Here is a 22,158-nt window from a genome sequence, read left to right as displayed (position 1 = left end):
AATGAACATAATTTTTAAAAAGAAAAAATAAGAATAATAATTTATACTGAGGTAATGTTATTTTATAGTATCATTTTTTTGTACAAAATTTTGTTTAATAATAGAAAAGTTTTTTACGAATAAAGAAAAATCTATAGGAAATAAAAGTTTGTCAGTAAAAATGAAACAGTAAAAAAAATAGATTTTGGAAAAGCTAAAAACCACTTTTAATGAAAAAACTCTTTTTTAAGTGGTTTTTTGTTACCATGCTTATAAATAATTTATTTCTAATAAAATTTTATTTCAAAAATGGATATATAATATTTAGAGAAGTAAAAAAATAAAAAATAGTATAAATAATATATTCATTATTGTATTGGAGAACATAAGAGCAGCCCTTACTAAAGAAAAAATTTAAATTTATTTATAGTTTTCAAGGTAGTCAATGATCTCATTAATAGCTTTTTCATTTTTTAAAATACTTGTATGGGTATCATTTTCAAAAACTTTATATTTACAATTATTTAATCTTGAAGTTTTAAAAGGAACCATTCCATCATCATCTCCCGGAATAATCATTGAGTAAAGAAAATTATTTGATTTTTTTCCTATTATTATATAACAATCATATTCAGGTTCTCCCAAAGTATTTACAAAACTGGTGGAAGAAGTTTTAAACTGAGCTACTGCTTCACCTAAAGTTCCTTTAATAAAATCAGATATAGGGAAGTCAGCCAGCTGACTCCCATGAGCCGGAGGAGATATAAAAACGGTTTTTCCTAAGTTTTTTATTTTGTGGGTTTTTAAATAATATCTTAAAATTACTGAACCTAAAGAATGAACAACAAAGTTCAGTTTAATCTCAGGGAGATTCTTTTTTTGACGTCGGACATTTTCTTTTTCAACAATTTCATCTAATAAGGTTATCTGTTTAGAAATGTATTTTTCGGTAATTTCTTCTATTGTCCCTTCTGTTGTAGGATATTGTATATTTATACCTGCATAACCTTTATTTTCTAAAATTTCGGTAATAATTTTCATATCTTCGGATTCACCGTAAATTCCGTGAAATGTGATGACAATTCCTTTATCGATTTTATTTCCGAACTTTTTTATATTATATTCATGATATAAAAGAAATTTTGTGATTTTTAAACTTAAAAATATAATTATTGTTAAAATGAGGATAATTATAAATGATTTTTTAAATTTTATTTTCATTTTGCTCCTTTATGAAGTTTATAAAATTCAAATATTCCTATTTCCCCCAGTTTTGGAATATATTCATCAACAGGAAGAATGTGTTCCGATATTTTTTTGCCTTGTCCTCCTGTGGAAATTATGTAGGCGGCGGGCATTTCTTTCTTATATTGAAAAATAAGTTCTTTTACAGCTCCTACATTTCCATAAAAGATGCCTGCATTAATCTGTGTAACTGTATCTGTTCCAAAAACGGTATCAGGTTTTGAGAATTTAATTTTAGGAAGTTTAGCAGTGTTGTTAAATAGTGTGTTTATGGATAGTTCGATTCCCGGTAATATACATCCGCCCATGTAAATGGAATTTTTAATCATATCAAAAGTAGTCGCTGTTCCAAAATCAATAATGAGTAGTTCTTTATCAGGATACAGTTTTTTTGCAGCTAAAATGTCTACTATTCTGTCAGCTCCCAGCCCTCGTTCCATACCGTCAAGTAATTTTATTTCATCATTTACAGTGTCTAAAGAGACAAATTTAGGCTGAATTTTAAAATAGCTTTGTCCCAAATATTCAAAAATTTCATTAATATGAGGAACAACAGAAGAAACGATAATGTCAGAAACAGCATAAATATCAATATCGTTATTATCTGCTAATGTTTTTAATGTTGAAAATAAAGTATCCTCAGTAAAAGGTAAGTTTGAAGGAATACGGAATGAGGTTTTAATTTCACCGTTGTTACTGTAAAATACAGGTACAATATGCGTGTTTCCTATATCAAATCCTAAAATCATAGTATTATATATGCAAAATTATAAGAAATTTTGCAATCCTCCTTCGGTTTTATTAGTTTTAAATGTTAATTCAATTATATCACATAAATCATATAAAAATCTTAATATACACAAGTATTGATAAAATAACTCCTACAATAGCTTCTCCCGACATGAGACCGTTTGAAAACAGAAGCATATCTGAAGAAAATTTTTCAGATATCCGTGAAGATATAAAGTTTACCATTCCTCCAATAAATACGGGCAATGTAAGATAAAGAGGAAGATAAATACCTATACCGAATGTAAGGACCGGGATATTAAGTATATTAAGGATGAATCCGATAGTGAGACCTATCCAGAATATATGGATAAAAGGAATGCCTTTTATTACTGAAGCTACAATAGAAGCTTGGAGCACAATCAGTTCGGAGTTTTCTTGAGGACCTATGTTTTTATAAATATCAAAAAAGATAAAAAATAGAAATGTTACTACAAATGAACTGACTACAGCTCCAATCAATTCTCCTATAAACTGTTCAGTTGGACTGACTTTCATTTTAAATCCTGATTTAAAGTCATTCAATATATCTCCTGCAAGACCGCATGCTACTGAAACTATACACGAAAGTAGAAATAAAGTAAGGAGATTTATGTTTGTAGAAAATTTTACCCCACCTATATTAAGACCGTTTAATAGTACATTTAGAAAAGAAATTACAAGTATAGATATTATGGCATATATTTCCATTGGATTAATTCCCGTTTTTCCGGTTGTATATCCTGCAATGACGGTGCATAGAATACATATTACAATTAATACAAAAGAAAGAAATACAGGTAGCTTATAAATAAAAGAAATAAGTATAATTCCTGCAACTGAAAAAAGAAACAATATAATTTTTATATTTGAAGAATTATTTTTTATACGCTTAAATTTATTTGCTCTTTTTGTATCTATTATAATTTTTAAGATGACAGAAACACCGATACCTATGACGAATCCCATACCAAAGCTATTTTTTATAATATCAAAATCTTTTATATTGTAGTAGCCTGAAAGAGGTTTGGCAATTAAGTAAGTGACAGCTCCTCCCAAAAACCATATAAATGTATTCATAAATCCCAAGATATAACCTACTCCCAGTAGTAAAGGAGATATATAAAAACTTAACAGACCATTTTTTATTGAATATATTGTAGGAATAATGGGAACTTTCCCTTTTTGGAAAGTATAATCTCTAAGTATTGCCACAGCTGTACTGAATATTGTCCCTACAGTCACGAATTTAGTTCTTTTTTTGTTTTTCCCGGATTTTACAAGATTATAGGCAGCCTCACCTACGGGAAATTCCAGTTTATCCGTTTCAATCAGTTTTTTTCTGAAAATAAAAGACAAAATAGCACCTAAAATACTTCCTATTAATACAGTAGTTAAGAATACGGATTTATTTATACTATGGAGTTTTCCTCCTAAAATAAGATATCCGGGCATTGTGAAAGCAACACCTCCTGCAACCATGGAACCTGCACTCATAATAGTGTGTGTTATTGTTATTTCTCCTGTATCTTTTCTTCCAAAAATACCCAATACGGACATTGAAATCATAGTAACCATGATTGTAGGCCATGGAAGTGCACCAAATTTCAGGACTATGTAGAATGAACTTGCTGTGACTATTACGGCACCTATAACACCAACTAAGATTGATACAGGAGTCAGACTGTTTTTAAAATTTTTCGACATATTTTTCCTTTCGTTTTTTTAAGTTTAATTTTTTAAAATACAAATAAAATTGATTTTTTTATTGGAAATATAATCTGTTTTATATATTTTCTATTGAAGTTATTGAGATGAAAATTAAAAAAATAAATTTAAACAATTTAAGTATATTAAATTGTTTATTATTAAGAATGATACATTTTTTTATACTATTTGTCAACAGTATTTACAGATATTGTACGTACAATTTGAAGATGTCGATTTTATTATTTTAAAATATAAACATTAATATATATCTCTCTAATTAAAAACAAATGATAAAAAATTATCAAGGGGATAAAAAATAAAAATTTTTATACCTCTGAAATACTGAAAACATTGAAAAAAAAGATATTCTAAAAAAAATTTTTTTTAAAAAAAATAAAAAAACGAAAAAAAAAGAAGTTATGTAAAAAAACCTTTGATTTTCAAATGAAAATGAGTTATAATAAAAAAGGAATAAGAAATAAAAATAAATAAAACGAAACAGAAAGAAAGGAAGTGTTGCAGAATAATGGACGCGTGGAGAGATTTTAAAGAAGGTAACTGGATTAAAGAAATAGATGTTACTGATTTTATCAAGCAAAACTATACTGAATATTTAGGAGATGAAAGCTTTCTTGCAGGACCAACTGAAGCTACTGTGAAATTATGGGACTCACTTAAAGAAAAATTTAAGGTAGAAAGAGAAAAAGGAATATACGATGCTGAAACTAAAATTCCTTCTCAGATAGATGCTTATGGACCGGGATATATTAACAAAGATTTTGAAAAAATAGTGGGACTTCAGACTGATGCTCCTTTAAAAAGAGCTATCTTTCCTAACGGGGGATTAAGAATGGTTATAAATAGTCTGGAAGCATTCGGTTATAAAATGGATCCCCAGACTGAGGAAGTATTTACAAAATATAGAAAAACACATAATGACGGAGTATTCTCAGCATATACGGATAGTATAAGAAAAGCGAGAAAAACAGGAATTATAACAGGGCTTCCTGATGCTTATGGGAGAGGAAGAATAATAGGGGATTATAGAAGAGTGGCTCTTTATGGAGTGGACAGACTGATTGCGGAAAGAGAAGAAAGATTTGCAAAATGTGATCCGATAGAAATGACGGAAGACCTTATAAGGCTAAGAGAAGAGCTTTTTGAACAGGTGAAAGCTTTAAAAGCTCTGAAAAGAATGGCGGAAGCATATGGATATGATATTTCAAAACCTGCTGAAAATGCTCAGGAGGCTATCCAATGGACTTATTTCGCTTATCTTGCAGCTACTAAGGATCAGAACGGTGCGGCAATGAGTATCGGAAGAGTGTCTACATTCCTTGACATATATATTGAAAGAGATTTGAAAGAAGGAAAAATAACTGAACAGGAAGCACAGGAATTTATGGATCACTTTGTTATGAAGTTAAGACTTATAAGATTCTTGAGAACTCCTGAATATGATGCATTATTTTCCGGAGATCCTGTATGGGTTACAGAATCAATCGGAGGAATGGGAATGGACGGAAGATCCCTTGTAACAAAAAACAGCTTCAGAATTTTACATACATTGTACAATATGGGAACATCTCCTGAACCTAACCTGACTGTATTATGGAGTGAAAGTCTGCCTGAAAACTGGAAAAAATACTGTGCGAAAGTTTCAATAGATACTTCGTCAGTACAATATGAAAATGATGATATAATGAGACCTCAGTTCGGAGATAATTACGGAATAGCATGCTGTGTATCTCCTATGACAATAGGACAGCAAATGCAGTTTTTCGGAGCAAGGGTAAATTTACCTAAAGCATTGCTTTATGCTATAAATGGAGGTAAAGACGAAAAAAGTAAATTACAGGTTACTCCTGAAGGTAAATTTTCTAAGATTGAAGGAGAATATCTGGAATATGATGAAGTTTGGGAAAAATTTGATAAATTGATGGACTGGCTTGCTGAAACTTATGTAAAAGCTTTGAATATCATTCACTATATGCACGATAAATATTCATATGAAGCATTGGAAATGGCATTGCATGATGTGGATATTAAGAGAACACAGGCATTTGGAATAGCAGGACTGTCAATAATAGCAGATTCACTGGCAGCTATTAAATATGGAAAAGTAAAAATAGTAAGAGATGAAGAAGGAGATGCTGTTGATTATATAAATGAAAAAGAATACGTGCCTTTCGGAAATAACGATGACAGAACTGACGAACTGGCAGTTAAAGTTGTAAAAGTATTTATGGATAAAATAAGAAGTCATAAAATGTATAGAGACGCAATACCTACACAATCGGTACTTACTATAACTTCAAATGTGGTATACGGTAAAAAGACAGGAAACACTCCTGATGGAAGAAGAGCCGGAGAACCTTTCGGACCGGGAGCAAATCCTATGCATGGAAGAGATACGAGAGGAGCTGTGGCATCCCTTGCATCAGTTGCAAAATTACCATTTGAAGATGCAAATGACGGTATCTCTTATACATTTGCAATAACACCTGAAACATTAGGAAAAAATGAATTGGAGAAAAAAGAAAATCTTGTGGGATTATTGGACGGATATTTTAACCAGACAGGACATCATTTGAATGTAAATGTATTTGGAAGAGAGTTGCTTGAAGATGCAATGGAAAAACCTGAAAACTATCCTCAACTTACGATAAGAGTTTCAGGATATGCAGTGAACTTTGTAAAACTGACTAAAGAACAACAGTTAGATGTTATTAACAGAACTATATCTGATAAATTCTAGTTTAAACTGTATTACAATATAAAATAATTATAAAAAAAAGAATTATGTCGCCTGACGGTTATACATAAACAGTATACGTTAAGCGACATAATTTACTGTAAAATATAAATTGAAGAAATAAGGTGTAAATTGTGGTAGGATATGTACATTCTTTTGAATCTTTCGGTACAAAAGATGGACCGGGAATTAGATTTGTTCTTTTTTTACAGGGATGTCCTTTGAGATGCCTTTATTGTCATAATGTGGATACATGGAATATCAGTGATAAAAAATATATGATGACTCCCGAAGAAGTAATGAAAGAAATTTTAAAAGTAAAAGGATTTATAAAAAGTGGAGGAGTTACAATTTCAGGGGGAGAACCATTGATACAGCCTGAGTTTGTCAAGGAATTATTTAAACTATGCAGAAAAAACGGTATTCATACAGCAATCGATACTTCAGGCTATATGTTTAATGATAAAGTCAAAGAAGTTCTTGAATATACGGATCTTGTTTTACTGGATATAAAACACATTAATCCAAATAAATACAAGACATTGACTTCGGTAAATCTGAAAAATACTTTGAAATTTGCACAGTACCTGTCAGATATAAATAAAACTGTATGGGTGAGATATGTGCTTGTTCCCGGGTATTCAGACGATGAAGAAGATTTGCATGAATGGGCGAAGTTTGTATCACGGTTTGAAAATGTAATAAGAGTTGATATTTTGCCGTTTCATCAAATGGGAGGATATAAATGGAAAGAAGTAGGAAAAGAATATAAACTTGAAAATGTTAAAACGCCTACAAAGGAAGAAATAAAAAAGGCGGAAGAAATTTTTAAATCATATGGTTTAAATCTGGGAATTTAAAGTTTTTAGATTTTTTATAAAAAATGTATTTAACTTTTTTTGTAAAAGATAAATTCAAAAATTATCAATTGAAATTTTACAGATACTTAAAAGTATCTATTTGCTATAGAAATAAGAAAGACTTTTTTATGATATTTACTCATTATATTTTTTATACTGTAAAATTTGTATGTTGAAGGAGAAATAATATAAAAAAAATCATTTTAAATAAAAGCTTAGTTAAATTGTAATGAAAATATATATTTGAATTATAGTAAAACTTAGGCATTCAAATTATTTCAATGAAAAAATACAGGGCAAATGTTAAGAAAAATTATTGTTTGAGCTGAACAGGTTTTTAATTTTTTATTAATATAGTATTTTCGAATTTGAAATAATTTGAATTGGAAGTTTTTTATCAAACTTGTTAAAAAAGTTTATTTTTTTGCTTTCTTTTTTTAAAAATTTTCTTTTTTTAATCCTGAAATTTTATTAAAATTTCATTTTTATTAATTTTTAAGTATTCCGTTATTACTCCTGCATTTTTAAAAATAGTTTGTGAAGCTTTTGTAGTGCTAAGAGATTTATGTTTATCGGAAAAATAGATTACTTTTTTTATTCCTGACTGGACAATTGCCTTTGCACATTCATTACATGGAAAATGTGTTACATAAATAGTACAATTTTTAAGAGATTTTATACTGTTTAAGATAGCATTAAGTTCGGCATGGACAACATAAGGATACTTTGTATCTAAAAAATCTCCGTCTTTATTCCATGGCATACTGTCATCAGAGCTTCCTACAGGGAAACCGTTATAACCAATTCCGATTATTTTTCTGTCCTCATCAATAATGCATGCACCTACCTGAGTAGAAGGATCTTTACTTCTCATTCCTGATAAAAATGCAATTCCCATAAAATATTCATCCCATGAAAGATAGTCTTTTCTTTTGGGCATAATGTCACCTCACTTTATTTAATTATACTTTTTACTTTTATGTCTGAAAATTGTATTTCGATATTATCTGATTTACTTAGTTCGATTCCTCTTTTTATAACTTTTCCGTTTTTTCTTGTTATTGTATATCCTTGTTTTAAAATGTCATTCACTGAATATCCTGATAATTTTGCATTTTTATATTGTAAGCCATCTTTTAGATTTTTTATTTTTCTTTGGATAGCAGTATTAAGTTTATCTTCAAGAGCTTCAATATATAATTTTTTCTGTTCAATTATAAATTTCAAATTTATTTTTTCAAAACGATTTTTTCTATAATTAAATTGTTCTCTTGATTTTTCAGTAATTCTTCTAAGTTCTCTTGATATTTTCCGCTCTTTTTCTATTAACTGAAGTTTTTTGTCATTCAGGATACTTATGTAGTTTTTAATATAATAATTATTTTTCCTATGTTCGAGTTCCTTTTTAACAAAACTGATTTTATTAAGAAGAAATTTATTTAAAGTATTTTTTTTGATTTTCAGTCCGTTTATAAATTCTTCTTTTACAGGGATAAGTATTTCTGCAGCTTGAGTGGGAGTAGCTGCCCGTCTGTCGGCAACTAAATCTGACAGAAGATTGTCAATTTCATGCCCCACTGCTGAAATAACAGGGATTTCAGAAGTATAAACAGCTTCTATCACAGGTTCTTCATTGAAAGCCCATAAATCTTCAATACTACCGCCGCCACGTCCTATTATTATGACATCTGTATCAAGTTGTCCGTTATCTTTCATTTTATTAAAAAACTCTATTCCTGAAGCAATTTCGGCAGAAGCTCCTTCACCTTGAACTTTTGACGGGTAAAGATAAATATTTATATTTTTGAATCTTTTATGTACTGTATTTATTATATCTTTTATTGCAGCTCCCGTTTCAGCGGTTACCACTCCTATGTTTAAAGGAAGTAGAGGAAGAGGCTTTTTATTGGAATCATCAAAATATCCTTTTTCAAAATAGAATTTTTTAAGCATTTCCATTTTTTCATAAAGAGAACCTGCTTTATTGCTTTTTTCAAGAGTTTCAGCTATTATCTGGAAAGAACCGTTGGCTTCATATATTGTAGCATTTCCCATTATTTTAACATGATCGCCTTCTTTTAAGTCAGTGGGGACATTTTTATAAAGATATTTGAAAATGGCACACTTTACACTGGCTTTGTCATCTTTTAAAGTAAAATAAAGATGTCCCGAACGATAGTATGTAATATTGGACAGCTCTCCTTGAATATACATATTTTTAAAAGTTGATGTTCCCTCAAGAAACTGTTTTACTGCTCGGTTTACTTCACTTACTGAAAATATAGTAGGGTCCATTATTTTACCTCTTTTTTATTTTTGATTTTTAATTTTTAATTTTACTTTATTCTTTTTTCGAAAATAAGATCGATAGAAAATATAATATGGAATGTTACAGGTAAAAAAATACCTTTAACATATGTTTTAGGAGAAATATTGAAACTGTATAAAAAATAAAACGGCATTATTAATATTACTGAACTTAATACGGTTTTATTTACTTTTTTCAAAGTTTTTCCTGATAAATATCTCCAAAAATAAATTATTACAAAAGGTGTTAGTAAAAAGAGTAGCATAAAGAAACAAATAATGATAAAAAATATTATATTTGAATTTTCCATTTTATAAGAACCGAAACCTGAATATCCTAAAAACATACAAAACATTACAAAAAAGTCAAAAAACACAATGGAGAATATTTTTTGAAATATAAAATAGAATGTTGTAAGTATAATTAATATTAATAATTTCACAAAAAAATCAAAATTAAATTTTTCAGTTTGTTTCTATAATTTTAAATTTTATTTTCTCTATTTAAAAGATTTTCTTTATAGTTTTCTTCTTTAAATCCTATTAATGCAAATACTCTATTCACAAGAACAGGTCTTTTTAATAGCATTCCGTCAGATGCAAGAAGTTCAATTTTTTCTTTTTCGGACATATCTTTCAGCTTATCTTTTAAATTCAGTTCTTTATAAACTCTACCACTTGTATTGAATAATTTTTGGATAGGAAGTCCACTTTTTTTGAAAATATCTTCTATTTCCTTTGTTGTAAGGTTTGCTTCCACAATGTGCTTTTTTTCGTAAATAATTCCATTTATATCCAACCATTTTAAAGCTTTTTTACATGTACTGCATGATGGATAGTAATATATTTTCATTTCTTATTCACTCCTTTTAATTTTAAAAATTTATTGCTTTTAATTAAACTATTTATATTTTCATTTTTTATGTTTTATAATTCCAATATCAAGTTTTTCAATTCATTCATTTTATCCCTTAATTTTATTGCTTCTTCAAAGTTCAGTTCTTCAGCATATTTTTTGATTTCTTTATCAAGACGTTTTATTTCTTTTTCTATTTCAGTCTGATTTTTATAATCTTTTTTAATTTTTTCAGCTTTATCTTCTTTTATAATTTCATAATCTAGTATAGATTCCGCTATTTCTCTTTCTATAGTTTGTGGATTAATATTATTTTCAATGTTGTATTTTTCCTGTACTTCACGACGTCTGTTCACTTCGTCAATAGCTTCTTTCATAGAACCTGTCATGGTATCGGCATAAAGTATAACCTGTCCGTTTACATTTCTTGCAGCTCTTCCCATTGTTTGAATAAGTGAACGTCTTGAACGCAGATATCCTTCCTTGTCAGCTTCGAGTATTGCCACTAAAGAAACTTCCGGAATATCAAGACCTTCTCTTAAAAGATTTATACCTACAAGGACATCAAATTCTCCCTTACGTAATCCTCTTATTATTTCAGTACGCTCAAGAGTGTCGATGTCTGAGTGCATGTATTTTACTTTTATACCATATTCGAGATAATAATCGGTAAGTTCTTCAGCCATTTTCTTGGTAAGAGTGGTTACAAGTACACGTTCCTTTTTTCCGGTTCTTATTTTTATTTCATCCATCAAATCATCAATCTGATTTTTAGTAGGACGGATGTCGATATCAGGTTCTACAATACCTGTAGGTCTTACAAGCTGCTCAATTATTTCATCTTTAGACTGCTCCAGTTCATAATCACTTGGAGTAGCGGAAATATAAACAACTTGGGGAACTTTGGCAAAAAATTCTTCAAATTTTAATGGTCTGTTATCAAAAGCGCTTGGGAGTCTGAAACCGTTATTTATAAGAGATTCTTTCCTTGCCCTGTCTCCTTTGTACATTCCGTTTATTTGAGGTACTGATATATGTGACTCGTCCAAAAATACTACCATATCTTCAGGAAAGTAGTCAAGAAGAGTATCAGGAGCTTCACCCTCATTTTTTCCCGTAAGATATCTTGAGTAATTTTCGACTCCTTTACAATAACCGATTTCGGCTATCATTTCCAGATCATATTCCGTTCGCTGTTTTATTCTTTGAGCTTCAAGAAGTTTATTTTGTTTTTCAAAAAATGCTATTCTGTCATGCAATTCTGATTTTATACTTTCAAACATTTTTTCAGAATCTTCGTTGGATAAGTAATGGGTAGCGGGCATTATTGTCAGACGTTTGATTTCTCTTATTTTTTTCCCTGTAAGAGTATTAATTTCAGAAATATTTTCCAAATCGTCTCCAAAAAATTCAAATCTGTATCCTGTATCCTGATAACTTGGATGTAAATCAAGAATATCACCTTTTACACGAAATTTTCCTCTTTCAAAGGCAATATCATTTCGTTCATATCTTAAGGAAATCAGACGGAGAATTAATTCATTTCTATCAAATCCTGTAGATACATCAATAGGAATAGAACGTTTTTTATATGCTTCGGGTGATCCGAGACCGTATATTGCAGAGACCGAGGCAACTATTATCACATCACGGCGGTTAAGAAGTGCAGCTGTTGCGGCATGACGCAGTTTATCTATCTCGTCGTTTATGGAAGAATCTTTTTCAATATATGTATCAGTTTGCATTATATATGCTTCAGGTTGATAATAGTCATAATAGGAAACGAAATACTCTACTGCATTTTCAGGAAAAAACTGTTTGTATTCATTATACAGCTGAGCTGCCAGTGTTTTATTAGGTGCCATTATTAATGCAGGACGGTTTATCCGCTCTATTACATTTGCCACCGTAAAAGTTTTTCCTGAGCCCGTAACTCCTAGAAGAATCTGGTCGGTAATACCGTTTTCAATATTTTCTACTATTTTATCAATTGCTTGGGGCTGATCTCCTGTAGGTTGAAATTTAGAGTGTATTTTAAAATCCATATTTCCTTCTTCCGGTTTACTGTAATAAACCTGCTTTTTATTTTTAATTATAGCAAAAAACAAGGGAAAATACCAGACCGCAGATAAACGGAAAAATAAGTAAAAAATGTTTAATGAAAAATATTTAATAATGTATATTTATCCAGAAATATAAAAAAAATTTATAGTAAATTTTGAATGTTTTCTTTAAATAAAAGAGTTTATAATACATTCGATATAGTTTCGGATAGTTATAAAATATGTCTGTATAAATTTTAAGGGAAAAATGATATAATAAATCATATTCCATAGATAAAGGGGAAAATAAAGATGAATGAAAAGAAAACAGGATTGGTTCTTGAAGGAGGAGGATTAAGAGGAATCTTTACAGCAGGAGTTCTTGATTTTTTTCTTGAAAAGAACATGAAATTTGATAGATGTATAGGAGTTTCGGCAGGGTCATGCCATGCATGCAGTTATTTGTCGGGACAATATAAAAGAGCGTATAATGTGTCTGTAGACTATTTAGACGACAAAAGATATTGCAGTATTTACAGCTTGATAAAAACAGGGGATTTATTCGGGGCGGATTTTCTTTATAGGGAGATACCCGACGTATTAAATCCTATTGATAATGAAACATATTTAAAAAATAATATTGAATTTCAAGCGGTTATAACAAACTGTCGTACAGGTAAAGCTGAATACCCTTATATAAATGATATGAGAAAAGATGTAAATTATATAAGAGCTTCCAGTTCTTTGCCATTCCTGTCACGAATGGTCGAGATAAAAGGAGAAGTGTATCTTGACGGAGGGATATCCGATCCTATTCCTATAAGAAAATCCATAGAAAACGGAAATACAAAAAACGTAATTATAATGACAAGAGACAGGAATTACAGGAAAAAACAAAGTAAACTTGGGAAAATTTCAGCAATGATATATAAAAAATACCCTGAGCTTGTAAAGCTTATGGACACAAGATTTTCAAGATATAATGAAACTTTGAAATATATATATGAACAGGAAAAAATGGGCAATGTTTTTATTATTCAGCCTGAAAACCCTCTTAATTTAGGAAGAATAGAAAAAAATAAAGAAAAACTTACAAATGTATATAATAAAGGATATAAGGAAGCTGAAAAAAGATATAAGAAACTTGTCGAGTATCTTACAAAATAATTTTTTTATAAGGGTTCATTGTTGCTCCCATACTTCTGATTAAGGACTATAAATTTTTTTGATTTTTAAAAATGTTCATTATATTTCAAAAACAGTAAAATTTACTGTATTTAAGGAGTAGTTTTTTCAATAAATATAATTTCATATTTTTTCGGAAAAATTTTGAATATTGAGGTGTTTTAAACAAATAAATTATGAGTGTAGTTAAATCAATAATAAAATTATACTTTAATTATAATTTGGTAAGTATAAAATAAAAATTTAAGAAAAATCACTGTTTGAAAGTAATGAGTTTGTGATTTTCAGTGAATAGAGTATTTTTGATTATGAAATAATTTGAATTATAAGTTTTTTTCATAATCTTTTTATAAAAAAAATTACAAATTATTATAAATTATGTAGAAGGAAAAGAAATGAAAAACTCAAAGGAATGGTATAAATTAGACGCATTTGCAAAAACGTATTCATCAATAATAAGCGAGGGAAGGACAACATGTTTCCGATTATCAGTTTTATTGTCTGAAGAAATAGATACTGATTTATTGAAAAAAACAGCTTTATTTTTGGAGCAAAAATATCCTTTTTATAATTCCGAATTGAAAAAAGGTATTTTCTGGAATTATCTTCAGCATAAAAGGAATGGCTTTTCAGTAGAACTTGAAAACACATATCCGTGTACAGATGTAAAAAGAGAAAATCCATTGAAAATTATTTATTTCAGAAAAAAAATATCATTGGAAATTGCCCATTTTTTAACTGATGGAATTGGAGCATCAGATTTTTTTATAGATTTGATTGAAAAATATCTGGAAATGAAGTATTTTAAGAGAGAAGTCAATGAGAGAGAAGTTGGAAATAATGAAGAAACTAATAATTTAAAATATAAATACGAAATGGAAAAATCATCAAAAAATGAAAAAATATCTGAATATAGTGATTTATATAGTAAATATATGAAAAGAGTAAATAAGGAAAAAACAGTAAAACATGCATTTCATATTCCCTTGAAAATACTGGAAAAAGGTCAGTATTACGTAACTACAGGAGAAATTTCAATAGAAGATATAAAAAGAGAAAGTCGAAAATATAATACCACTGTTGGAAAATATTTACTGGCGGTTTATTTTAAGATACTTCTTGATAAATATCCTCAAATAAAAAAACAGATCGTTATCGGAGTTCCTGTAGATTTAAGGAAAATTTTTTCCGAAAAAACATATAGGAATTTTTTCATAAATATAACCCCGAGTATTGATCCGAGTTTGGGAAGTTATACCCTTGAAGAGATTATTAAATACGTGAACAATTACTTTAAAATAAAAATAACAAAAAAAGAATTTTATAAAAGTATTTATAAAGCTATAAATCCAATGAGAAATATATTTATAAAATCAGTCCCCTATTTAATAAAAAGAATTTTTTTCCCTTTTATTTTTGATTATTATGGAGAAAGAGGATATACTACAGGAGTTTCTAATTTAGGAATATTGAAATTGAACAGAAAATATTCAAAGTATATAAAAGGATTTAGATTTCTTCCTCCACCGAGTAAACGGTGTAAAATAAAAATGGGAATTATAAGTGATGAAAGTAAAGTTTATCTTTCATTTGGAAACTTAACAGCAAATCATGAAATAGAAAAAGAGTATTTCACTTATTTAAGAAGAAGAGGAATAAAATCCAAAATATCTACAAATTATTAAAATATTAAGGTTAGGAGGAAAATTATGTATTGTGTAAAATGCGGGGTTGAACTGGATGACAGTCTAGAAAAATGCCCGCTTTGTGAAACTCCTGTTATGAAAATCCGAGATGGAGAAAAGGTAAATACAGTTTATAACTATGAATATCCTGTAATTAATATAAACTTATATGAATTGAAAATAAAAAAAGTAAAAAAGGCGGTATTTTTGTCTTTTTTTACAATATCAGTAATATCAATGCTTGAAGTCTTTTTTCAGAATATAATTGTATACGGAGAACTGAAATGGGGATATTATGCTATACCGTCCATTATGATTTTTGATTTATTTTTATTTGTGCTACTTAATTCACATACAATGAGACAAAATCTTTTTTTTATATTTACAGGCCTGACAGTTTATTTTTTAATATTGGATTACGGAAATAAAAATTTTTCATGGAGTTTGAAAATGGGTATTCCCATTGTAGGAACCTATTGTTTTATCGGATTTATATTTTCATTTGTATGGGATAAACATAAATCTGATAAAATAAAAATTATGAATTTTTTCCTGTTTTTTGTGGGAATATTTCTACTTATTCTTGAATTTATAATAAGTAATAAATTTTCATGGTCTATTTGGGCTTCAATACCTTTATTTGTATTGAATGTAATGCTTCGTTATACTTATAAGGCATACAAGGATGAATTTAAAAAAAGGCTTCATTTGTAAATTTTAATTGCTGTTCAACGGAAATAATTAAATTAATGAAAAAATAAAATAAATATTGACCTTTAATAAATAATAAAGTATTATAATAGAAAATTAATTAACATAGTAAAATTTATAAATTATTAAACAGTGTCCAAATTATATATAAATTAAAAAACAAAAAGGAGGATATGAAATGGATTTTATAAAAATTTATGTTGCAGGAATAATAATTTTTTGCCTGGTATATTATGTAGGAATATTTATTTTTATGAAACGTAAAAAAGAAAATACGCAAAAGTGGCTTTTGGAAAATCCTTCTGCTTCCAAAATATTTGTGGAAAGTAAGTCGTTTATGGAGAATTCGGGATTATATATAAAAAATGTAGACGGTCAGACCCCCGTAACATTTTATGAAGGAAGAAAAGGAGGAATTTATCTTCTTCCCGGAAATCATATTATTGAAGCAATGTATTCACAGACAAGACCCGGAATTATTTATAAAAGGGTAACGAAAACTTATGGTCCTGTAAAAACTGATGTGAAAGTGGAAACAGGAAAAACATATAAATACTTTTTTGACAAGAAAAATAAAAATTTTATTTTTACTGAAATAACGTTAAATTAGTTAGGATATATAACCTGGAATAATTTGGACATAGCTGTTTAGTTAATGACTATAAAGAAAGAATATCCCAAAGTCTATATTTTAGAAATTGGGATATTCTTTTGATTTAAAAATTTTTTAGAATGAATAGTTGTATTTACTGTGTTTTATAAGGATTGTAAATATATATTTTTAAAATTATATAAAGTTTATATGAAAAGATTTATTAGGAAGTATAAATAAAAGTCCCTTTAAAAATATACTGGACAAATGATTATAAATATTATATAATAATATAAATAAAATATATGATTGGAGAAAATTTAAGATGGACATACATCACTTAAAAATATTTTTTGAAGCGTGTAATGAGAAAAGTTTTACAAAAGCTGCAAAAAAATTATATATAAGTCAATCTGCAGTATCCATACAGATAAAAAAACTGGAATATACACTAGGATTACAACTGATAGAAAGAAATTCCAAAAATTTCAAACTTACATTTGCAGGAAAAGAACTTTTTAAAATGTCTCAGGATGTTTTTGAAAAGATTTCAAGAATGGAAAATGAAATGAAAAAAATACTTCAGTATAAAAAAGGAAAGATTTCTATCGGAGCCACACATAACATAGGAGAACCCGTTTTACCTCGTATAATGATAGAATTTAGAAAAAACAATCCTGAAATAGAATTTGATTTATATATAAAAAATAGGGAATCTCTTGTAAAACATTTAAAAGAAGGAACGGTAGATGTTGCTTTAATGGAGGAATACTTTATTGAAGATAAGGAAATAAAAGTCATTGAAACTGAAGAGTATCCTTTTGTAGTAATAGCGGGAAATGATATCAAAGACTATAAAGAGCTGATGGAACTGCCTTTACTTAAAAGAGACACAGTACTTACAAATAAATATCTTGATTTATTTGAAAAAATAATAGGATTTAATTTAGATAAGAGAATAACTATAAATGGAAGTATAGAAACAATGAAAAATCTCGTGAAAAACGGACTGGGATTTGCAGTGTTACCATATTATAGTGTTTATGAAGAAATAACAAAAGGAACATTAAAAGTAATTCACAGTTTTGAAAAATCTGAAGATAAATTTCAGATAGTATTTGTAAGGGAAAACGAAGATAAAGAAGGAATTACAAAATTTGTGGAATTTTTACAGAACTATAAAATAAACAGAACATTGTTCACTGAAAAGAAAATAAAATAAAACATATAAACTAATTAAAAAAATACAATGAGGTGATAATTTTGTTAAATGAGCATATCAAAAATTCATATATGACAGCGTATGAAACTGTAAAACAGTTTGTTGAAAATAGTGAAAATATTGAGAAAACTGTAAAAATTTCCGAAGAATTGGCTGAAGCATATAAAAACGGGAATAAATCACTTATAGCAGGAAATGGAGGAAGTAACTGTGATGCAATGCACTTTGCAGAAGAATTTACAGGAAGATTCAGAAAAGATAGAAGAGCTTTGCCGTCTATAAGTATAAGCGATTCTTCCCATATTACATGTGTAGGAAATGATTACGGTTTTAATTTTATATTTGCTAAAGGTGTGGAAGCTTTCGGACAGACAGGAGATTTCTTTTTTGGAATATCTACATCAGGTAATTCAGGAAATATAATCGAAGCTGTAAAAACCGCTAAGGAAAAAGGACTTAAAACGGTAGGACTTTTAGGAAAAGACGGTGGAAAAATGAAAGGGATGTGTGATTATGAATTTATCATTCCGGGTGAAACATCCGACAGAATACAGGAAGTTCATATGATGATACTTCATATAATTATAGAGGGTGTAGAAAGAATACTATTTCCTGAAAATTATTAAATAGTAAAGAAATTTTGAAAATTATGAAAAATTTTTGTTGAATAAATTTTAAATACAGTTAGTATAACTTGAAAATACTGTAAATCCGTTATACTATAAAATAATAAAAATATAAATTTGACAGATGACCAAAATAAATATATACTAAATTATACAACCGAAAATTAAAATACCGGGGAGCTATATTGCTGAGAGTAGTTATTTTAACTTAACCCGTTAAACCTGATTCGGATAATGCCGACGAAGGGAGTATATTTAATAATTAAATTTTTACAAGAAAATAGGAAAAAATAATAATATTGTCCATAAAGAATATCAGGAAAAACTCCGGATAAATAATATGTAAATATAATTGTAAAAATAAATATTAAAATACCTCCTTTTGTCAAAACTTAAAGGAGGATTTTTTAATGTCAAATGAAATAAATGCAAGTATTGCAATACAAGTGACACCAAGTGTGTATGAAAGGGATGAGGCAATAAGAATTATAGATGAAGTTATAGCCTTTATTAAAAGTAAAAATCTGAAAACTCTTGTAGGCCCTTTTGAAACTACAGTAGAAGGGCGATATGAAGAATTAATGGAAATAGTGAAACAGTGTCAGATTATAGCTGTAAAAGCAGGGGCTCCGGGAGTTATGTCTCATATAAAAGTAATTTATAGACCGAAAGGAGATGTATTGACTATTGAGGAGAAAATCTCGAAACATTCTGAATAAAACTGTCGATAAGACAGCTCCCTTTGTAGTAATAGCTTTTATGCTTATTTTATGGCAAATACTTTCAATGACCGGAATTGTTCCGAAATTTATGCTTCCCTCACCTTTGGATGTAGTAAAGGCATTTATTTCAGATTTTAAGCTTCTTATGCATCATACAGTTTTTACACTTTCTGAAGCTTTTCTCGGATTAGGTCTGGGTATTCTTCTGGGTTTTGTTACGGCAATTATGATGGACAGATTTAACTTTGCATATAAAGCAATTTATCCTGTTCTTATTATAACCCAGACAATTCCTACGGTCGCGATAGCCCCTCTTCTTGTTTTATGGCTCGGTTATGGAATGTTGCCTAAGATAACATTAATAATTATTACATCTTTTTTTCCTATAACTGTCGGATTGCTTGACGGATTCAAGTCTGCTGACAGAGATGCTTTAAATCTTCTTAAAACAATGGGAGCAACATCGTTTCAAAATTTTATCCATATAAAGTTACCGAGTTCTATAGGATACTTTTTTGCAGGACTCAGAGTTTCAGTATCTTATTCTGTCATAGGAGCAGTGGTTGCTGAGTGGCTTGGAGGATTTGACGGACTGGGAGTGTATATGACAAGAGTAAGAAAGTCTTATTCTTTTGATAAAATGTTTGCAGTAATATTTTTCATATCTGCAATAAGCTTATTTTTAATGTATCTTGTGAGAAAAATACAGAAAAAAATTATGCCGTGGGAAAAATAGTTTTTTGATTATAAATTAGTATATAGTTTTTAATTGAAAGCGAAGTTTGTTTCATTAAATTTGGAAAAACAGTTCAAAATCATAAATTTTATATACAATACTGTTTTTATGAAATTAATAAAAACAATAACCGATAATTTTAAAAAATACATGCTGTATTATAACTGAAAAATTATTTTTAAATTAAATCAAAGCAAAAATAAAAATATGTTTTATTTATTGAAAATATTAAACTATTTAATAAAATTACTTTTAATTATATAAAGGAGATGAACAAAAATGAAAAAATTTCTAAAAACTTTGTTTTTAAGTTCTTTACTTATTCTTATTGTGGCATGTGGAAATTCCGGAAATAAAGAAAGTGGAGAAAAAAAAGCGGAAGGAACTGAAAAAATAACAACGGAAACACCTTCCCCGAAAATAAGTATAGTTCTTGACTGGACCCCAAATACAAATCATACAGGGTTATTTGTAGCAAAGGAACTTGGATATTTTAAAGAAGAAGGTCTTGAAAATGTTGAAATAGTGCAACCGCCTGAAGGGAGTACGACAGCACTTATAGGAGCCGGAGGAGCTCAGTTCGGGATAAGTTTTCAGGATACACTGGCGAAATCTTTCGCTACGGACGCACCTGTTCCTGTAACTGCAGTGGCAGTTATAATACAGCATAATACTTCAGGTATAATATCATTAAAAGATAAAGGTATAGACAGTCCTAAAAAAATGGAAAATCATAAATATGCCACTTGGGATGATGAAATAGAAAAGGCAATAATTAAAAAAGTAGTAACTGATGATGGAGGAAATTATGAAAAAATAAAAATGATACCGAATACGGTTACGGATGTTATCACTGCATTGAAAACAGATATTGACGCTGTATGGGTATATTATGCATGGGACGGTATAGCGACAGAACTTGCAGGACTTAAAACGAATTTTCTGAAATTTTCCGACTACGGTAAGGAGCTTGATTATTACAGTCCTGTTATTATTGCAAATAATGAATATTTGAAAAAGAATCCTGAAGAAGCAAAAAAAGTTTTAAAGGCAATAAAAAAAGGATATGAATATGCAATTGTAAATCCTGAAGAAGCAGCTAAAATATTAGTAAAAAATGCTCCCGAACTGAAACCTGAACTTGCAATAGCAAGTCAGAAGTGGTTGGCAACTCAGTATAAAGCTGAAGTATCCGAGTGGGGAATTATAAATCCGACACGTTGGGATATGTTTTATGAGTGGTTGTTTAAAAATCAACTTGTAAAAAAAGAAATTCCTAAAGGATACGGATTTTCGAACGAATACTTAAAATAAAAAATGTGAAATATAAAATGAAAGGCAGTATAGATGAGTATATTAATTAAAAATAAAAAGGAAAAATCCTGTATAAAACTGGAAACAAAAAATGTTTCCGTACAATTCGAAGATAAAAAAGTCATTGAAAATATTTCTGTCAGGCTTTATGAAAATGAACTTGTATGTATTTTAGGATTAAGCGGAGTAGGGAAAACAACTTTATTCAATGTTATTGCAGGACTGCTGCTTCCAAATAAAGGAACAGTGGAAATGAACGATAAAGATATAACGGGAAAATCAGGGAATATAAGTTATATGCTTCAGAAAGATTTATTACTGCCTTTCAAAACAGTTATTGATAATGTGTCACTTCCCCTTGTAATAAAAGGTGAAAGTAAAAAAACGGCAAGGGAAAAGGCGAGGGATTATTTTACACAGTTTGGACTCGAAGGAACTGAAAAAAAATATCCGGGTCAGCTTTCAGGAGGAATGAAACAGAGGGCAGCCCTTCTCAGGACATATATGTTTTCTAATGAAGTGGCACTTCTTGATGAACCTTTCAGTGCGTTGGATGCTATAACAAAACATAAAATGCATATGTGGTATCTTGATATAATGAAAGAAATAAAAATGTCCACATTGTTTATAACTCACGATATAGATGAGGCGATACTGCTTTCAGACAGAATTTATATACTGTCGGGAAGTCCGGGGGAAATAACGGCTGAAATCGGAATTGAAATGGACAGAGAAGGAAATAATGAAGAAATACAATTATCAGAGAAATTTTTAAATTATAAAAGGAAAATATTAAGTTATTTGAAATAAGAATGTTTTTTTTATATTTTGATAGGATTTTTA

Annotated in this window: 19 protein-coding genes and 1 riboswitch; of the genes, 12 read left to right on the top strand and 7 right to left on the bottom strand. The window is 28.9% G+C overall.

Annotated features, from left to right (window positions below; translation table 11 throughout):
• Positions 1-399: 399 nt before the first annotated feature.
• From EII29_RS02940 to EII29_RS02930, 3 genes are all read right to left on the bottom strand, one after another.
• Complete coding sequence (locus tag EII29_RS02940; protein WP_125236055.1) at positions 400-1,200, bottom strand: triacylglycerol lipase; 801 nt, start codon at positions 1,198-1,200, stop codon at positions 400-402.
• Positions 1,197-1,973 carry a type III pantothenate kinase gene (locus tag EII29_RS02935; RefSeq protein WP_125236054.1) on the bottom strand — a complete coding sequence of 259 codons (777 nt, stop codon included), beginning with the start codon at positions 1,971-1,973 and terminating at the stop codon, positions 1,197-1,199. The genes EII29_RS02940 and EII29_RS02935 overlap by 4 nt, the downstream gene beginning before the upstream one ends.
• A gap of 88 nt (positions 1,974-2,061) precedes the next feature.
• The gene (locus tag EII29_RS02930) at positions 2,062-3,699 is read right to left on the bottom strand and encodes an OPT/YSL family transporter (protein WP_125236053.1); all 1,638 of its coding nucleotides are present in this window, start codon (positions 3,697-3,699) and stop codon (positions 2,062-2,064) included.
• Between the two features lie 529 nt (positions 3,700-4,228).
• Between EII29_RS02930 and pflB the strand changes: the two genes are divergently transcribed.
• Both pflB and pflA read left to right on the top strand, forming a co-directional pair.
• Complete coding sequence (gene pflB, locus EII29_RS02925; protein WP_125236052.1) at positions 4,229-6,460, top strand: formate C-acetyltransferase; 2,232 nt, start codon at positions 4,229-4,231, stop codon at positions 6,458-6,460.
• Positions 6,461-6,591: 131 nt separating this feature from the next.
• Positions 6,592-7,317 carry a pyruvate formate-lyase-activating protein gene (pflA, locus tag EII29_RS02920; protein WP_125236051.1) on the top strand — a complete coding sequence of 242 codons (726 nt, stop codon included), beginning with the start codon at positions 6,592-6,594 and terminating at the stop codon, positions 7,315-7,317.
• A gap of 454 nt (positions 7,318-7,771) precedes the next feature.
• Here the strand turns inward: pflA and EII29_RS02915 are convergent, their stop codons facing one another.
• The 4 genes from EII29_RS02915 to uvrB form a co-directional block, all read right to left on the bottom strand.
• Positions 7,772-8,257, bottom strand: coding sequence for a dCMP deaminase family protein (locus tag EII29_RS02915; RefSeq protein ID WP_125236050.1), 486 nt, complete (start codon positions 8,255-8,257; stop codon positions 7,772-7,774).
• 14 nt (positions 8,258-8,271) lie between these two features.
• Entirely contained in the window at positions 8,272-9,612 is a 1,341-nt protein-coding gene (gene xseA / locus EII29_RS02910; protein ID WP_125236049.1) for an exodeoxyribonuclease VII large subunit, read from the bottom strand.
• Positions 9,613-10,108: 496 nt separating this feature from the next.
• Complete coding sequence (locus EII29_RS02905; protein ID WP_125236048.1) at positions 10,109-10,477, bottom strand: arsenate reductase family protein; 369 nt, start codon at positions 10,475-10,477, stop codon at positions 10,109-10,111.
• A 74-nt stretch (positions 10,478-10,551) separates the two neighbouring features.
• Positions 10,552-12,525 carry an excinuclease ABC subunit UvrB gene (gene uvrB, locus EII29_RS02900; protein WP_125236047.1) on the bottom strand — a complete coding sequence of 658 codons (1,974 nt, stop codon included), beginning with the start codon at positions 12,523-12,525 and terminating at the stop codon, positions 10,552-10,554.
• A gap of 309 nt (positions 12,526-12,834) precedes the next feature.
• Here uvrB and EII29_RS02895 point away from each other — a divergent pair, with 309 nt between their 5' ends.
• The 10 genes from EII29_RS02895 (at position 12,835) to EII29_RS02850 (ending at position 22,125) form a co-directional block, all read left to right on the top strand.
• The gene (locus EII29_RS02895; RefSeq protein ID WP_125236046.1) at positions 12,835-13,689 is read left to right on the top strand and encodes a patatin family protein; all 855 of its coding nucleotides are present in this window, start codon (positions 12,835-12,837) and stop codon (positions 13,687-13,689) included.
• 413 nt (positions 13,690-14,102) lie between these two features.
• Positions 14,103-15,392 carry an alcohol acetyltransferase gene (locus EII29_RS02890; protein WP_125236045.1) on the top strand — a complete coding sequence of 430 codons (1,290 nt, stop codon included), beginning with the start codon at positions 14,103-14,105 and terminating at the stop codon, positions 15,390-15,392.
• Between the two features lie 24 nt (positions 15,393-15,416).
• Entirely contained in the window at positions 15,417-16,106 is a 690-nt protein-coding gene (locus tag EII29_RS02885; RefSeq protein WP_125236044.1) for a DUF6320 domain-containing protein, read from the top strand.
• Positions 16,107-16,281: 175 nt separating this feature from the next.
• On the top strand, positions 16,282-16,713 hold the full coding sequence (locus EII29_RS02880) for a hypothetical protein (protein ID WP_125236043.1): 432 nt from the start codon (positions 16,282-16,284) through the stop codon (positions 16,711-16,713).
• 307 nt (positions 16,714-17,020) lie between these two features.
• The gene (locus EII29_RS02875) at positions 17,021-17,917 is read left to right on the top strand and encodes a LysR family transcriptional regulator (RefSeq protein ID WP_125236042.1); all 897 of its coding nucleotides are present in this window, start codon (positions 17,021-17,023) and stop codon (positions 17,915-17,917) included.
• 71 nt (positions 17,918-17,988) lie between these two features.
• Positions 17,989-18,543, top strand: coding sequence for a D-sedoheptulose 7-phosphate isomerase (gmhA, locus tag EII29_RS02870; protein ID WP_199726009.1), 555 nt, complete (start codon positions 17,989-17,991; stop codon positions 18,541-18,543).
• A 163-nt stretch (positions 18,544-18,706) separates the two neighbouring features.
• Positions 18,707-18,809: riboswitch (TPP riboswitch) on the top strand.
• Between the two features lie 144 nt (positions 18,810-18,953).
• On the top strand, positions 18,954-19,262 hold the full coding sequence (locus EII29_RS02865) for a thiamine-binding protein (protein ID WP_199726008.1): 309 nt from the start codon (positions 18,954-18,956) through the stop codon (positions 19,260-19,262).
• Between the two features lie 40 nt (positions 19,263-19,302).
• Positions 19,303-20,001 carry an ABC transporter permease gene (locus tag EII29_RS02860; RefSeq protein WP_125236133.1) on the top strand — a complete coding sequence of 233 codons (699 nt, stop codon included), beginning with the start codon at positions 19,303-19,305 and terminating at the stop codon, positions 19,999-20,001.
• A 279-nt stretch (positions 20,002-20,280) separates the two neighbouring features.
• Complete coding sequence (locus EII29_RS02855; protein ID WP_125236040.1) at positions 20,281-21,315, top strand: ABC transporter substrate-binding protein; 1,035 nt, start codon at positions 20,281-20,283, stop codon at positions 21,313-21,315.
• 33 nt (positions 21,316-21,348) lie between these two features.
• Complete coding sequence (locus EII29_RS02850; protein WP_125236039.1) at positions 21,349-22,125, top strand: ABC transporter ATP-binding protein; 777 nt, start codon at positions 21,349-21,351, stop codon at positions 22,123-22,125.
• Positions 22,126-22,158 lie beyond the last annotated feature (33 nt).

This window comes from Leptotrichia sp. OH3620_COT-345, from assembly GCF_003932895.1.
In the GTDB taxonomy this organism is placed as follows: Bacteria; Fusobacteriota; Fusobacteriia; order Fusobacteriales; family Leptotrichiaceae; genus Pseudoleptotrichia.
The sequence above is the reverse complement of the archived record's forward strand: the minus strand, read 5'-3'. Positions and strand labels throughout refer to the sequence as shown.